The 14,348-nt window shown below is 62.2% G+C and carries 14 protein-coding genes; 7 read left to right on the top strand and 7 right to left on the bottom strand.

The genetic code is table 11. The features are described 5' to 3' along the window. Nucleotides 1-42 precede the first annotated feature (42 nt). The 3 genes from OLX02_RS18880 to OLX02_RS18870 are packed head-to-tail and all read left to right on the top strand — an operon-like array spanning nucleotide 43 to nucleotide 2,344. Nucleotides 43-1,299 carry a cytochrome P450 gene (locus OLX02_RS18880; RefSeq protein WP_264425366.1) on the top strand — a complete coding sequence of 419 codons (1,257 nt, stop codon included), beginning with the start codon at nucleotides 43-45 and terminating at the stop codon, nucleotides 1,297-1,299. A gap of 29 nt (nucleotides 1,300-1,328) precedes the next feature. Then, complete coding sequence (locus OLX02_RS18875) at nucleotides 1,329-1,520, top strand: ferredoxin (protein WP_264425364.1); 192 nt, start codon at nucleotides 1,329-1,331, stop codon at nucleotides 1,518-1,520. A gap of 26 nt (nucleotides 1,521-1,546) precedes the next feature. Then, nucleotides 1,547-2,344, top strand: coding sequence for a glucose 1-dehydrogenase (locus OLX02_RS18870; protein WP_264425362.1), 798 nt, complete (start codon nucleotides 1,547-1,549; stop codon nucleotides 2,342-2,344). Nucleotides 2,345-2,413: 69 nt separating this feature from the next. Here OLX02_RS18870 and OLX02_RS18865 read toward each other — a convergent pair whose 3' ends face one another. Then, the gene (locus OLX02_RS18865) at nucleotides 2,414-2,899 is read right to left on the bottom strand and encodes a flavin reductase family protein (RefSeq protein WP_264425361.1); all 486 of its coding nucleotides are present in this window, start codon (nucleotides 2,897-2,899) and stop codon (nucleotides 2,414-2,416) included. 113 nt (nucleotides 2,900-3,012) lie between these two features. Then, complete coding sequence (locus OLX02_RS18860; RefSeq protein ID WP_264425359.1) at nucleotides 3,013-4,149, bottom strand: amidohydrolase family protein; 1,137 nt, start codon at nucleotides 4,147-4,149, stop codon at nucleotides 3,013-3,015. Nucleotides 4,150-4,461: 312 nt separating this feature from the next. On the opposite strand from OLX02_RS18860, the gene OLX02_RS18855 reads away from it, so the two are divergent. Further along, a complete protein-coding gene (locus OLX02_RS18855) occupies nucleotides 4,462-5,685 on the top strand; it encodes an amidohydrolase family protein (RefSeq protein ID WP_264425357.1) in 1,224 nt (407 codons plus the stop codon). Nucleotides 5,686-5,771: 86 nt separating this feature from the next. Here the strand turns inward: OLX02_RS18855 and OLX02_RS18850 are convergent, their stop codons facing one another. From OLX02_RS18850 to OLX02_RS18830, 5 genes are read right to left on the bottom strand one after another with little or no spacing between them, the layout of a single operon-like run. Beyond that, nucleotides 5,772-6,206 carry a nuclear transport factor 2 family protein gene (locus OLX02_RS18850; RefSeq protein ID WP_264425355.1) on the bottom strand — a complete coding sequence of 145 codons (435 nt, stop codon included), beginning with the start codon at nucleotides 6,204-6,206 and terminating at the stop codon, nucleotides 5,772-5,774. 30 nt (nucleotides 6,207-6,236) lie between these two features. Continuing rightward, the gene (locus tag OLX02_RS18845; protein WP_264425353.1) at nucleotides 6,237-7,937 is read right to left on the bottom strand and encodes an FAD-dependent oxidoreductase; all 1,701 of its coding nucleotides are present in this window, start codon (nucleotides 7,935-7,937) and stop codon (nucleotides 6,237-6,239) included. Between the two features lie 49 nt (nucleotides 7,938-7,986). Next, nucleotides 7,987-8,748: an SDR family NAD(P)-dependent oxidoreductase gene (locus OLX02_RS18840; RefSeq protein WP_264425352.1), complete on the bottom strand. Its 762-nt coding sequence runs from the start codon at nucleotides 8,746-8,748 to the stop codon at nucleotides 7,987-7,989. A 45-nt stretch (nucleotides 8,749-8,793) separates the two neighbouring features. Then, nucleotides 8,794-9,756 (bottom strand): helix-turn-helix domain-containing protein, encoded by a 963-nt coding sequence (locus OLX02_RS18835; protein WP_264425350.1) that lies wholly within the window; start codon nucleotides 9,754-9,756, stop codon nucleotides 8,794-8,796. Beyond that, nucleotides 9,756-10,823, bottom strand: coding sequence for an amidohydrolase family protein (locus tag OLX02_RS18830; RefSeq protein ID WP_264425349.1), 1,068 nt, complete (start codon nucleotides 10,821-10,823; stop codon nucleotides 9,756-9,758). Before OLX02_RS18830 ends, OLX02_RS18835 begins: the two co-directional genes overlap by 1 nt. A gap of 303 nt (nucleotides 10,824-11,126) precedes the next feature. Here OLX02_RS18830 and OLX02_RS18825 point away from each other — a divergent pair, with 303 nt between their 5' ends. From OLX02_RS18825 to OLX02_RS18815, 3 genes are all read left to right on the top strand, one after another. After that, nucleotides 11,127-12,758, top strand: a complete 1,632-nt coding sequence (locus OLX02_RS18825) for a GMC family oxidoreductase (protein WP_264425347.1) — start codon at nucleotides 11,127-11,129, stop codon at nucleotides 12,756-12,758. Further along, on the top strand, nucleotides 12,755-13,186 hold the full coding sequence (locus OLX02_RS18820; protein WP_264425344.1) for a hypothetical protein: 432 nt from the start codon (nucleotides 12,755-12,757) through the stop codon (nucleotides 13,184-13,186). Before OLX02_RS18825 ends, OLX02_RS18820 begins: the two co-directional genes overlap by 4 nt. A gap of 147 nt (nucleotides 13,187-13,333) precedes the next feature. Beyond that, nucleotides 13,334-14,338, top strand: a complete 1,005-nt coding sequence (locus OLX02_RS18815) for a zinc-dependent alcohol dehydrogenase family protein (RefSeq protein WP_264425343.1) — start codon at nucleotides 13,334-13,336, stop codon at nucleotides 14,336-14,338. Nucleotides 14,339-14,348 lie beyond the last annotated feature (10 nt).

The raw sequence follows: 14,348 nt of genomic DNA, 5'->3' as shown, positions 1-14,348 counted from the left end.
TGCAATCTGACATAATCGCATAAAATCGACCAGGAGACTGATGTGCCCGAAGACACTGCGCAAGTATGCGTTACCGATTTTGACCCCGCCGATGTCGATTATGCCGGCTGGCGTGAACGCTTCCCCGATTTGCAAAAGCAGTGCCCGGTCTTCAAGTCGACCGGACAAAACGGCTACTGGGTCGCGGCTGGCTATCCCGAACTGACGGAAATGATGCGGGACTGGGAAACGTTCTCGTCGGCCAAGCACTGGGAAAAAGAGGGCGATGTACCCACCGGCGGGAACGTGGTGCCCCCCGTTCCCGCGCGTGCTTTCATCCCGGTGGAGACCGATCCGCCGAAGTGGAAGAAATATCGCTTCCTCCTCAACCCATTCTTCGCGCCCAAGGCCGCCAAGAGCTATACCGGCGTCGTAACCGAAGTGGCCACCGCGCTGATCGACCGGGTGATCGAGAAAGGTGAAGTGGATATCACCCGCGACTTCACCAACCCGCTGACCGCGCTTTCCACGCTCAGGATTCTGGGAATCAATTACAGCGAAGACGAATGGCGACGCTGGTCCTTGCCGTTCCACCAGCTGGCCTATGCCCGCGGAACAGAAGAGTTCGGGCAATGCCTTGCCGATCTTGAATGGATCCGTCAGCAACTGTCGGCTGCCGTCGATCTCAACTGGGCTGAGCAGCAGCCCGGCCTGTTCGGCACGCTGTGCCATGCGAACACTGCTGAGGGCAAGCTGAGCAAGCAGGAACTGATCGACATCGGCATGATGGTGCTTGTGGGCGGCGTGGGCACCACGACCGCGCTGTTTTCCAACACGATGATCTATCTCAGCCAGGATCTCGAAGCGCGGCAGCGTCTCATCGATGAGCCGGAATTGCTGGACAAGGCCAAGGAAGAGTTCGTCCGCTACTTCTCGCCGATCAATTCGCAGGCCCGCACGGTCACGCACGATACCGAGGTTTGCGGGGCGTCGATGAAGGCCGGTGAGCAAGTGCTGATGGCGCTGGGCGCGGCCAACCGCGACGAACGCGTGTTCCCCGATGCCGACACGGTGATCCTCGACCGCATGCCCAACCCTCACGTGGGCTTTGGCGCGGGCATCCACCGCTGCCTTGGTTCGTTCCTTGCGCGCGTGTTCTTCGAGGTGATGTTCCGCGAAGTGATGACACGCATGCCCGATATCATGGTGGACGAAGCACGCGTGCGCCGCTTCCCCAGCGCCACTTCGGTCAATGGCCTCATCAGCGTTCCGGCCACGTTCACGCCGGGCCACAAGGTGGGCAGCGGGGCATTGGCCTGACATCTTCTTTTGTTGCGAAGGATATTTCCATGAAAGTGCGCGTGAACGATGATCGGTGCGTCGGCCAAGGGATGTGCCGCCTCGCCTGCCCAGAAATCTTCGAACTCAACGACGAAGACGGCCATGCCTATGTCAAGATGACCGATGTTCCGCCCGAGCTTGAGCATGCCGTGGACCACGCCGTGCGCAGTTGCCCCGAAGGCGCCATCGAGACGTATTGAGTGCTGAAGGCAGGAGAAAGCCAAGGATGAGCGCGCAGGCAAACAACCCGATGGGCCGCCTTCTCGATGGCAGGATCGCCCTTGTCACGGGCGGGGCATCGGGCATCGGCAATGGTGCGGCTGTGGCGATGGCCGCAGCCGGCGCCACGGTCATCTTGGCCGACTTCGACGTGGAAAAAGGCAATGCCGCGGCCGAAGCGATCGTTGCGGCGGGCAACGCGGCCACGTTCGTGGCGTGCGACATGCGCGACCGCGCCAGCATTGCCGAACTGTTCGGGACGATCCGGTCACGCTTCGGGCGCCTTGATTGCGCATTCAACAATGTGGGCGTGGGCGGTGCATTCGAACCGCTCGGCACCTATCCCGAAGACGCATGGGACATGGTGATGACGACCAATGTCACCAGCATCTTCCTGTCGATGAAGCATGAAATCGGGCTGATGGAAGAGCAGGGCGGCGGCGTCATCGTGAACTGCGGTTCCGTTTGCAGCCATGTGGCCACGCCCAACATGCCCGCCTATGTCGCCAGCAAGCATGCCATCCTGGGCCTCACCCGCTCGGCTGCCCTCGACTACGCCACCAAGGGGATCCGGGTAAATGCCGTGTGTCCCGGCACGATCCATACGCCCGCGATGGATGCCTACCTTGAACGCGACCCCGTCGGCGGGCCAGCCTATATCGAAGCGATGGTAGCAGGCCAGCCAGTGGGACGGCTTGGTACCCCTGCCGAAATCGGCAACGCCGTGGTGTGGTTGTGCAGCGATGCTTCCAGCTTCGTCACCGGCCATGGCCTGGTGGCCGATGGCGGCTATTTGACGCGATAAGCGAAACGAAAAGGGGCGCCCGGTCAATGCCTGACCGGGCGCCCCTTGCTTGTGCGGCTGACGCGCGGATCACACATTCAGGCTGACATAGTCGCCCTTGAAGAACAGCAGCGGTGATTCGGGGTGTTCCACGTCGAGCGCACGCACGTCACCCAGCACAATCAGGTGGTCGCCGGCTTCATGCACCGCGTGAATGTCGCATTCTATCCATGCAATAGCGCCATCGAAAATCGGCAGCCCCCCCGGGGACAGGCGGTAGTCGATCCCCGCATACTTGTCAGGTATGCGCGATGCGAACGTGCGGCACAGCGTCTCTTGCTGGGAGGACAGCACGTTGACGCAAAAGCGCCCACTTTCCCCGATCCGGCGCCAGCTTTCCGAATTGGTCGTCGGCAGGAAGCCCACCAGCGGCGGATCCAGCGAGACGGACGTGAACGAACCCACGACCATACCCAGCGGCGCGCCTTCGGCGTCAATCGAGGTAATGATGCAAATGCCCGTGGGATAATGCCCCAGGATACGACGGAAATAAGCAGAATCGATGGGGATGGTCATGCCCGTTCCTTGTTGCGGGCTTTGCGCGGTCCCGCGGAATTCGATCGTCCAAAACGAAGCAGGCCCCCTTCCCCGAAAAAGGAAAGGGAGCCCGCCACAACGCGAATGCTGGATCAGGCGGCTGCCCGCTCCGGCATCTTGGCATTGCGCGCCTTATCCATATCGATCTTGAAGAGCTTGACCGCAGTCTGGCCCAGAACGGCTTCGCGCTCTTCCTGGGTCAGGTGCGGGGTTTCGGTCAGGATCTTGTCGACCAGTTCCTGCGAATAGGGGAACGTGCCTTCCGAATGCGGATAGTCGGTCGCAAAGACCATCGAACCCACGCCCTGTTCACGCAGCGTCTTGAGCGCGCCAAGATCGTTCTGAAGGCACAGCACGACCTGCTCGCTCAGGATCTGGCTGGGCAGGCGGCCAAGCTTGGGCTGCACCATCGGCGCGTGGCCGAAATAGGCTTCGTCCATGCGTTCACCCAGGGCCAGCAACCAGCCTGCGCCATATTCCGACAGCAGGATCCGGGCCTTGGGATTGCGATCGAGCACGCCGCCGGCGGCCAGCAGGCAGACCGAGTTGACGGCGTCGTTCATCAGGCGGACGTAGTTGTAGACCGCAGCGCCAGGACCACGCATCGCGCGGATCGGCATGTCACCGGTCGCGGTATGCAGGCAGATCGGAACGCCCGCTTCGCCGCAGACGGCAAAGAACGGATCCCAATCGGGCTGGTTGTAGTTCGGCGTGCAATCGAACAGGACCGAAGGCAGGCACACCGCGCGGTAGCCCATCTTCAGAACGCGATCGAGCTCGGCCATCGCGTCATCCATGTTGATGACGGGGATCATCGCCCCGGCAACCAGCTTGTCGTGCAGGCCGTCGGTATATTCCCATGCCCAGTCGTTGTAGGCTTCGTGCGAAATGCGCGCCGCTTCACGGTCAAGCACGCGCGGCAGCTGCAGACCCAGAGAGGGATAGCACAGTTCGGCATCCACACCATCGCGCACCATGTCCTGAAGGCGCGCATCGAGGTTGCGGCCACCAAGTCGACGCACGTCCGGGCAATCGAGCTGGCCGGTCTTGTGATCGTGGAAGTTGCGATAGACTTTCAGAATCTTCTGTTCGCCCATCAGGATAACGATCGATTCACCGTCCACTTCGGTGGAAAGCGCCCACTGCTGAAGATGAGCCGGCAACGCGTTGCGGTAAAGATCTGGCGGCTCGGCGATGTGAGCGTCAGCGCTGAAGATAAAAGGCTTCATATCACTCTCCTGAGTATTCATGCCGCTACGACTATTTGGCGACTCGGCATGTTCAATTTACGCCGATCTCGCCGCAAATCTCCCCCCGCGTCTTCACTGTAGGCGCAATGCGGCTACCCGGAAAAAGCACTTCTTCCCCACAGTGCTGTGGATTGCTTGACCAGCGATCTGACGGGGCCATGAAGCATGGAAGTCAAGCTTGAAGGTCAGGGAACCTCAGCGCTTCCAGCCATAAGGGAAAGGAACATGGCATTGCCGACATTCTTCCACAACGCACGCCTCTTTGATGGCGAAAACGAAGCAAAAAATGGAATGACCGTCGCCGTCGAAGGCGAACGCATTGTCGAGGTCGCGCCGGACAGCGAAGCCTTGCGTGGCGCCGAAGGCGAGCACGTCGATCTTGGTGGCAAGACCTTGATGCCCGGCATGACCCAGGGTCACTGGCATCCCGATTACGGCGGGTTGCGACTGGCCGACGTGGGTAAGCTGTATCTCGGCACGCAAAGCCCGCCCTCCTATCTGGCCGCCGTCTGCGTGGAAAACCTGAACTACGCGATCCAGTCGGGTGTCACCAATGTCGTCGGCGCGGCATGCAGCTTCGACAATGACGTGGCCATGAAAATGGCGATTGCCGACGGACGCATCCCGGGCCCGCGCATCCGCCCCTCCGGGCTGCACATCAATTCTTCCGGCAACGAGAACGAGCCCAATTCGTTCTGGCTCCCCGCTCCGCCGCGCGAAGACGGGATGCAGATTATCGGACAAGAGCTTTATGCCGATGGTGTGGAAGGAATGCGCAAGGCAGTGCGCCACCAACTGCGCCGGAAGGTGGAAGTCATCAAGATCTTCCCCAGCGGTGGCCACGGCATCGATTATCCCGAGGACATGCGCAGCATGACCCGCGACGAACTGGCAACCGTCATCGAGACCGCGCACGACCACGGCGCCATCGTGCGCGGCCATGTCACCACCAAGCGGCATATGCTGGAAGCGGTCGAACTGGGCATGGACATCGTCGACCATGGCGATGGCATGGACGATGAAGTGATCGAGGCCATGGTCAAGCATGGGACGCACTATGTGCCCAGCATGCTGTTCCTCAAGAAGCTGATGCCTAGCGGCGAAGGCGATCTGGCGCGTTCAACGCAGCTCCAACCCGTCGTGCGTTCCTTCGAGAACCTGCGCGAGATGCTGCCGCGCATCCATGCCGCCGGCATCAACATTGTGCCGGGTGACGATTTCGGCCTGGAATTCATGATGCACGGCTACGGCAACTATGCCGAAGAGCTGGAAGTCTATGTCAACGATTGCAACATCGCGGCACGGGACGTGCTCACCTGGGCGACGCGCAATGGCGCGAAGATGATGGGTCTGGGCAACGATGGCGGCCTTATCCAGAAGGGGCGCCTGGCCGACCTGATCGTGGTCGATGGCGATCCGCTGGCTGACATCGGCATCCTTCGCCGCCCGCTCGAGACGCTTGACCTGGTGATGGTCGGCGGCAAGACATACAAGGATCGCCTCGCCCGCGTGTGACCCCACACCTGCGCAGAAGCGGCAAACAAAAAGGGCGGAGAACCAATCCGGTTCTCCGCCCCTTTTTTTTGATCAGAAACCCTGGATCAGGCCTTGGCTGCCTTCTTTTCGCGCGGCTGGCCATAACCCTGCTTCATGGCTTCAAGCGGGTTGTAGAACTCGTTCCATTCCACGATCTTGCCATTATCAACACGCACCACGAACATGTAGTGGTTGTTGTAATCGGGCAGATCGTTGCTGTTCGTGCCGTGCGAACGGCCTTCGACGAACACCGTATCCCCCACTTCCCAGACCTTTTCGGCCCACAGCGCGAAAGTGGCGAACGTTTCCTCTGCCTTGAACGTGCGGATCATCTGGTCGATGCCGTGGAAGGTCTTCATGCCGGCCGGGTGGAACGGCATGTTCACGACCACGTACGGCGCGCAGATTTCGCGGAAACCTTCCAGTTCACGATCGCTGGCGACCTTGATCGCGCGCAGCACCAGCATGACATTTGGCGACGGATGAGACGTAATGGCCATTGGGCTTTCCTTTTGATGTGACATGATGATTCAGCGTGAATTTGCGGCAAGTGCGGCGATCGTGTTCGCCGCGATGAAGCCAAAGGTCATGGCGGGACCGATCGTGCCGCCCGCCCCCGGATAGCAATTGCCCGTGATGGCGCCCGAAGCATTGCCTGCGGCGTAAAGACCGCCGATGGGCACGCCGTTGGTATTGAGCACACGCGCCTGGGCATCAGCCTTCAGGCCGCCCTTGGTGCCCATATCGCCCAGCACGATCGGCACCGCATAGAACGGACCCTTCTCGATTGTGCCGATGCACCCGTTGGGCTTCACCCGCTGATCGGCGAAGAAACGGTCGTAATCGTCGCTACCGCGGCCGAATTCCTTGTCGATGCCGGTGCGTGCATATTCGTTCATGCGCTCCACCGTCTTGACCAGGGCAGCGCCGTCCACGTCGATCTTGGCGGCTAGGTCGCCCAGCGTATCGGCACGATAGATGAAGTGATCCCACCAGTGGACCGGCACCTTGCTGTCGGGCATCAGTGCTTTCAGCATGAAGCCGCCCGACGAATATTTTTCGCGGAACTGGTCGTCGAACACGTGCCAGATAACAGAGCTCGAACCGGTCTTGCGGTTGTCCTCGATCATGGCCAGACCAAACTGGTCGTAAGCGATGGTTTCCTTGACGAACCGCTCACCATTCCGGTTCACGCATACGCTATGCGGACGGCCATGGTCGAACGACATCTGGTGCGTCATCGCGGTGTTTGGCACGCCGATGGTGGGCATGATCATGCTGGGAATGTACCAGCCGGTTTCCATGAATTCGACATCGGCGCCGATTTCCTGACCGGCCAGCGTGGCCTTGCCGTCATTGGCGCGCTCTGGCGTGGTCGCCCAATGCGCGGGCGTGGGCAGCGTGAAATAGCGGTCGCGCATTTCCTGGTTCCATTCGAACCCGCCCGCGGCGATCACCACGCCGTGGCGCGCCTCCACGCGGAAGCGATGGCCATAGCGTTCAACTTCCACGCCCGTCACACGGCCGCCTTCTTCGTGAAGGCCGACAAGCCCGGTGCCCATCCACATTTCGCCGCCCATGCGATCGAAAGCGCGGCGCAGAGCCCCCATGAGGCCCGAACCCATCGTCAGGCGCCGGTCCCGGCTGGTCTTCTTGCGCCAGCCGAGATCCGACCAGTAGCGCCAAAGCATCTTGCCCACGATCACCCGCCAACCGCGCGCCTTGGTGGCGAGTGCGAAAGCCTCGTCCAGCCCGAACGAATATCGGTTGAACAGCTTGCCGCGTATCGGAGCCTCGCGCATCGTGTAGGCGCTTTCGCCCACCGATGCGCCATCGACTTCGTACGGGAACAGCGCGCGCCCGGCATGCGCGCCCGGCGCGTCGGGGAAGTAATCCGGATAGCCTTCCAGCACGTGCAGGCGCACGCCCACTTCATCGAGAAACGAGACCATTTTTGATCCGTTGTCGACAAACGCGGCAAGGCGGTCTTCGCGTACCGCACCATTGGAGACCGCCTTGAGGTAGGTCATCGCCTTCTCATGGCTGTCACCATCGGCCTTCATGCCGTGGTTGGGGATCCATACGCCGCCGCCTGAAGCGGCAGACGTGCCGCCCCACTGCTGTTCCTTTTCCAGCACCAGCACCGAAAACCCCAGGTGCAGCGCCCGGACTGCAGCCGCCATGCCGGCCGATCCCGATCCGGCGACAATGACATCATAACACTTCACCATGAATTCCTCGTTTTCCTAGCGCGCGATCGCGTTCAGGAGCAGCCCGCCCTCATGAACGGATGGCCGCGCCTCCATCCACGTAGAGTTCGGTTCCTGTCGTGAAGCCGGACAGGTCGGATGCGAAATAAAGCGCCGCACTGGCGATCTCTTCGGGGGTGCCGAACCGGCCAAGCGGGTGCGTTGCCTCCCACATGGCGCGACCTTCATCATAAGGTACGTCCATGTCATGGATCGCACGGTCCAGCATCGGAGTGAGGATGCCCGCCGGGTGGATCACGTTGACGCGAATGCCCGATCCCGTCTCGGCACAATGAAGCGCCAGCGACTTGCTGAGTGCGGTCATGGCCGCCTTGGACGCCCCATAGCCGGCCAGGCTGCTGTTAGGCCGCGCCTGGATGACCGAACCGATGTTGATGATGCTGCCCGGCCCCGACTTGCGCATCAGCGGCAAGGCCGCCTGCGCGCCAAGGAACACGCTTTCCGCATTCAGGGCCATCATCTGCCGGAACTGGTCGAGCGTCGCCTCCTCGAAAGGCGCAAGCAGCGTTTCGCCCTGAGCATTGACCAGAACATCGAGGCGCCCCTCCTGCGTCTCGATGCTCGCGACGGCCGCCTTCCAGTCGACCGCACTGCCCACATCAAGCCGCACCGGCACCGCGCCCAGCGCGGCAGCGGCAGTGGCCGTCTTGCCGGGGTTGCGTCCACCCAGATAAACGCGCGCACCTTCCTCGGCCAGCTTGCGGGCGATCGCTTCGCCAATGCCGCCCGTGCCGCCCGCTACGAGCGCGACTTTCTCTTTTAGCTGTGCCATCTGCTTTCATCCAAAATGTTGGAACATCGAAAAGTCGCGCCCCTTTTAATGGGCGCGTTCTTCATGGGGAGATATGCCAAAAGTCTTCTTGTACGCCGTGCTGAAGTGCGAGGTAGACTTGAATCCCGTAAAGAATGCCACCTGCTTTATCGGCATATTCTTATTCTTATCGGATTTAAGAATATTTCGTGCCGTATTCAGCCGCTCCATCTTCAGTTCTTCGTAAAACGAAGTGCCATATTTTGACATTATGTAGGAAACGTAACGCGTAGATATGTTGCATTTTCGAGCGATCATCTCGAGCGAGAGATAGGGATTCGAAAAATGCGCCCGGATCTGCGCGCGGATATCGACCAAGCGCGCTTCGGGGACGCTTATGTGGCTGTCCGCGCCTTCAACCATCACTTGCGACAGCTTGCGCATTTCCACGCACAACGCAGTCGCCAGCAAGTCTCCCGTCTCCTCGTCGAAATCGAACGACCGGTGGGCAAGCATTTCGATCATGTCCACCAACACCCGGTAATGCGGGGTATCGCGCGGGAGGGGGCAATTAACGATTGCGTCCACCTCCAGATATTTCTGGAGCGTGGCGCTCGGCACCAGCAACAGTGCCGTATCGGCCACGCCGCCGTCGCCGTCCGGCAAGATTTCCGAGAAAATCGGCATGTTCGAACGGGTGACGATGATATCACCCGCATGGAACTCCAGCGTGCGCCCCATTTGCGTGATGCGGGTGGTGCCGGAGCGGATGAGCCGGATCACGCAGAAATCCGAGCCGTCCTTACGGACATCGGCAGAACTGCGGCGCCAGACGTAATTGGTCCGCACCTGCGAGGAAAAGCACGGGAAAGGCCGCGAGGCGACCTGTTCCAGATGCACGGCAAAACTCGGCCCGACGGCAGACACCTCGCTGGAGCCGCCATAAATCAGCCGCGTCACGAAAGAGTCGGCTTCGGCCTTCTCCTCGTCCGAGAACGAACCTTCGACGTGAAAAGTTTCCCTCGCCATTACGGAAGGCGATAAACGCGCCGGGCGGTGCCCGCGAAGATATGCTCGCGATCGCTGCGCGTCAGGTCGGCAGTCATGCGCTTAACGCTGTTCCACAGGACGTCATACGAGATCGAGCGCATGTCTACCGGGAAATTGCTTTCCACCATGCAACGGTCCGGGCCGAACAGGTCAATCGTGGTCAGAAAATGATCCCGCTGCAACAAGGCCACTTCTTCGGATGTGTTCGGGCGCGGATTTTCGATCGCGTCCATCGCGGTATAGGTCATGTTAAGGCCGCCGACCTTGACCGACACGTTGGGACAGGCGGCGATCGCGGACATGTCCTTCTTCCACGCGGCAAAAGCCTCGTCCCGCTTGCCCGCGAAACGGCCGATGCCGATCGGGCCGCCGGTGTGGTCCAGCACGATGTTCGCTTCGGGAAAGGCGCGAGCCAGGTCGAGCAGTTCGGGAAGCTGGGGATGGAACATCCAGGCATCGAAGCTGAGGTTGCGACGCGCCAGCTCGGCAAAGCCTTCGCGGAATTCCGGCCGCATCATCACACCGTATTCGGTAGCACCATAGACCGGCGGCAGGTCCGGATCTATCGCCGTCATGTGGCGGATGCCGCGAAAACGCGACGACGCGGCGATATGCGCATCAAGCACTTCGCCCACCGCCGCGCCCATCAGAAGGTTGGCATGCGTGACAACTGCGGCGCAGCCCCCGACCGCACGACCGCCGCGCGCATCGCAATCGTCGCCCACTGAACCTGCGTATTCGGTTTCGCCCACGACGCGCAGATGCTCGGGGCCATCGACACGGTAGGCAGAGTGGGAATCGACATACACCGTGGCTACGACGTTATGGGCCGAATTCACTTTGTCCGCGATCATCGCCGCCGCAGGATAGGCCTCCCACGGCTCAACCGGGGCGTCGCGCCAGATGTGGTGATGGGAATCGATGATCGGCAAATCCGGTTCGATCGCCGCCTCGACGATTTGCGCGCGCCACGCTGCGCGATTGATCGCTTCGGTTTCCATCCAGCCTTCCCCTCTTGTCACAACTTTTTGCAACGGCCCGGCCATTGAACGATGTCAGGCCCGCCCTCGTGGATCACAGCTTTCGCCAGTTGGCTGCCATGCGCAAGGCACCCCCGGAGGATTGCAGGCAGAGAAAAGTCCGATTTCGGAGCCCGGCCATTTTCATGCCCCGTCCGCCCCGGCCGCCGCCGCCGAGGCCCCCTGCTCTAACCGCCGCAACTGGCTCGAATGCTGCTAGACGCCAGGTTTGGCCCCGCCGTGCAACATGTATGTCCGCCACCTGCAATTGCCCCTCAATGCAACTCTCGGCGCTTTTCCGGCATGATTGCGTTGGTTAGCCACAAGGGCATGAATCGAGCAGAGGATCCTGACGGCACGATCGCCGACGTGCTCATCGTGGGCGCAGGCCCGGCGGGCGGCATGGCGGCCAAACATCTTGTCGCCGCAGGCCTCAGCGTCGTGTGCCTTGAACAGGGTGACTGGGAAAGTTCCGACCGGCTGCCTACCGGCCGGCCCGAGGGCGAGCTGATGGCGCGCCAGCGCTGGCACTGGAGCCCCAACCAACGAGAGCGCGAGGCCGACTATCCGATTGACGAAAGCGAGTCCGATGTCGGCATAACCATGTACAATGCCGTGGGCGGTTCCACCTGGCTGTGGGGTGCGCACTGGCACCGCCTGACCCCTTCGGATTTCGCCGTGCGCAGCCTTGATGGCGTGGCCGACGATTGGCCCATCACTTACGCCGAGCTGGAACCCTTCTACGAGGAAGCCGAGCTGGCGATGGGCGTATCGGGCCTGTCGGGCGATCCGGCCTATCCCGCACCGCACCGCCACCCGTTGCCGCCTTTTCCCATCGGCAAGGCGGGGCGCAAAGCGGCCGAGGGGATGAACCGGCTGGGCTGGCACTGGTGGCCGGGTTCGAATGGCATTCCATCGCGACCGCACGGACACCTTGCCGCCTGCGTGCGGCTTGGCGTGTGCAGCAAAGGATGCCCCGAAGGCGCCAAGGCGGTTGCCGACAAAGCTTACTGGATCGACGCCACGGCCAGCGGCGCCCGCCTGATTACCGGGGCCCGCGTGCGTGAAATCACGACGGACAGCGCGGGCCTTGCCACGGGCGCGATCTGGATCGACCGTTCGGGCGAGGAACACCACCAGCGCGCCCGGGTAGTGATCTTGTGTGCCAATGGCATCGGCACCGCGCGCTTGCTGCTGCTATCGAAATCGGCGCGTTTTCCCGATGGCCTCGCCAACTCTTCAGGCCTTGTGGGACGCAACTTCATGCCGCACCCGATCTCGGTGGCCGTGGGGGTGTTCGACGAACAGCTGGAAAGCTGGATCGGCCCCGGCGGCATCGCGATCTATTCCATGCAGTTCTATGAAACCGACCGCTTGCGCGGGTTCGTGCGCGGCGCGAAGTGGAGCCTTTCCACCGGCGGCGGTCCGCTGTCGATCCATCCCGGTCTGGGCCGCGCCTCGCTGGAGCGCGGGTGGGGCGCAGCAGCTCACCAGAAGATGCGCCGGCTGGGCCATTCGCTGTCATGGGCGATCTGCGGCGAGACCTTGCCCGATCCGGAAAACCGCATAACCCTGCACGATGAACTGTCCGATTGCGACGGCGTGCCGTCGGTGAAAGTGCATTTCCGCGTGGGCGAGAACGACAGGGCCCTGCGCGACTGGCACATCGAACGCGCGCGGGAATCGCTGGTGGCAGCCGGCGCCGTTGAAACGCTGTCCATCCCCGTCCTGCCCAACAGCGGTGGCCACATGCTGGGCACCGCTCGCATGGGCAACGATCCGGCCACCTCGGTCACCGATCGCTGGGGCCGTACGCATGACGTGCCCAATCTCTATATCTTTGACGGCAGCCTGTTCGTAACCTCTGGCGGGGTGAACCCCACGGCCACGATCTGCGCGCTGGCCGCGCGTGGTGCCCGCCACCTGATCGCCGCGCGCCGCGATCAGAAAGTGGCCGCATGAACTGGTTCAAGGAAGATGACCGCGCGGTCATACGCGCATTGGCCGACATTCTTATCCCCGATGCCGAAGGCATGCCGTCGGCATCGGCGGCAGGGGCTGCGGATGAATTGCTCGATCGCGTGGTGCAACTGCGCGCCGATCTGGCGCCGCGCGTACTGGCTGCCGTGCGTTTTGCGCGCGGCAAGGACCACAGAGCCGCCCTGGAAGAACTGCGCACGCACGACAGCGAAACCTGGCAGGGGTTCTGTCTTGCGATTGCGGGTGGTTACTACCTGTTCGACGATGTGCGCGCGCTGCTGGGATACACCGGGCCGGAACGGCGCCCTGTCGACCCCGAAGCCGCCCCTGATTTTACCGACCTGCTCGCGCCGGTATTGGCGCGCGGGCCGATCTGGCGCGCGCCCCGGACAACAGGCGAGGCCCCATGATCGTGCCCTCATGCGCCACATTGCTGCCAGACAACAGCCGAATTGCGGCGCCCCGTAACCCGTCGCGGTTGCGGTCGGGCCTACTTTCTACCTACGGCAGCGCGAAGTCTGGCGCGACAAGACCAGTATTCGAGAGGAACCGTCACGATGCGTCAGTATGAACTCGCCGAAGAGCGCGGGCTGGATGAGCTTGCGATCGTCGAGCGCGAAACCCCTGCCGTGGCAGCCGGACAGGTGTTGGTGCGGGTACGCGCCACGTCCCTCAACTTTCATGACTACATCGTGGTCATGGGCTGGTTTCCGGCGGAAAAGGGCCGCATCCCGATGTCCGACGGCGCGGGCGAAGTCGTGGCCGTCGGCGAAGGCGTCAGCGCCTTCAAGCCCGGCGACCGGGTGATCAGCACGTATTTCGCCAACTGGCTGGATGGTCCGGTCACCGCCGAACGCGTCGCCATGATGCGCGGCGACCAGGTCGACGGCCTCGCCGCCGAATACGTCGTTCGTCCGGCCAGCGACTTCACGCTGGCACCGGCCAACCTCGGTTTCGAGGAAGCCGCCACCCTGCCCTGTGCAGGCCTGACCGCGTGGCGCGCCCTCATGGTGGAAGCAAAGATCAAGCCGGGCGATGTCGTGCTCGTCGAAGGCACGGGCGGCGTCTCGATCTTCGCGCTTCAGTTCGCCGTCGCCGCCGGGGCACAGGTGATCGCCACCACGTCGTCCGAGGCCAAGGCCGAGAAGCTGCGCGCCCTGGGTGCGACGCATGTCATCAACTATGCCGAGACGCCGGATTGGGGCGCCGAGGCCGTGCGCCTGACCAACGGGCGCGGCGTTGACGTATTGCTGGAAGTCGTCGGCGGCGAAGGCATTACGCAGTCCATCGCGGCCATGCGCACTGGCGGCATCATCGTATTGATCGGCGCGCTGAGCCGCAGCCCCCTCAAGTTTCCGATGCTTGGCGTGCTCAACCGCAACTTGCGCCTTCAGGCCATCACCGTGGGAAGCCGCAAGGACCAGGAGGACATGGTCCGTGCGATCGAAGCTTCCGGCATGCGGCCGGTGGTTTCGTCGACTTTCGCGTTCGAGCAGCTTGCAGAGGCTTTCCGGCACCAGGAGGCCCACGGCCACTTCGGCAAGATCTGCGTGACGATCTGACACCCCATGC

The organism is Novosphingobium sp. KCTC 2891 (assembly GCF_025938155.1).
Taxonomy (GTDB): Bacteria; Pseudomonadota; Alphaproteobacteria; order Sphingomonadales; family Sphingomonadaceae; genus Novosphingobium.
Note: the sequence above shows the minus strand (reverse complement) of the source record. Positions and strands in the feature narration are given on the sequence as shown.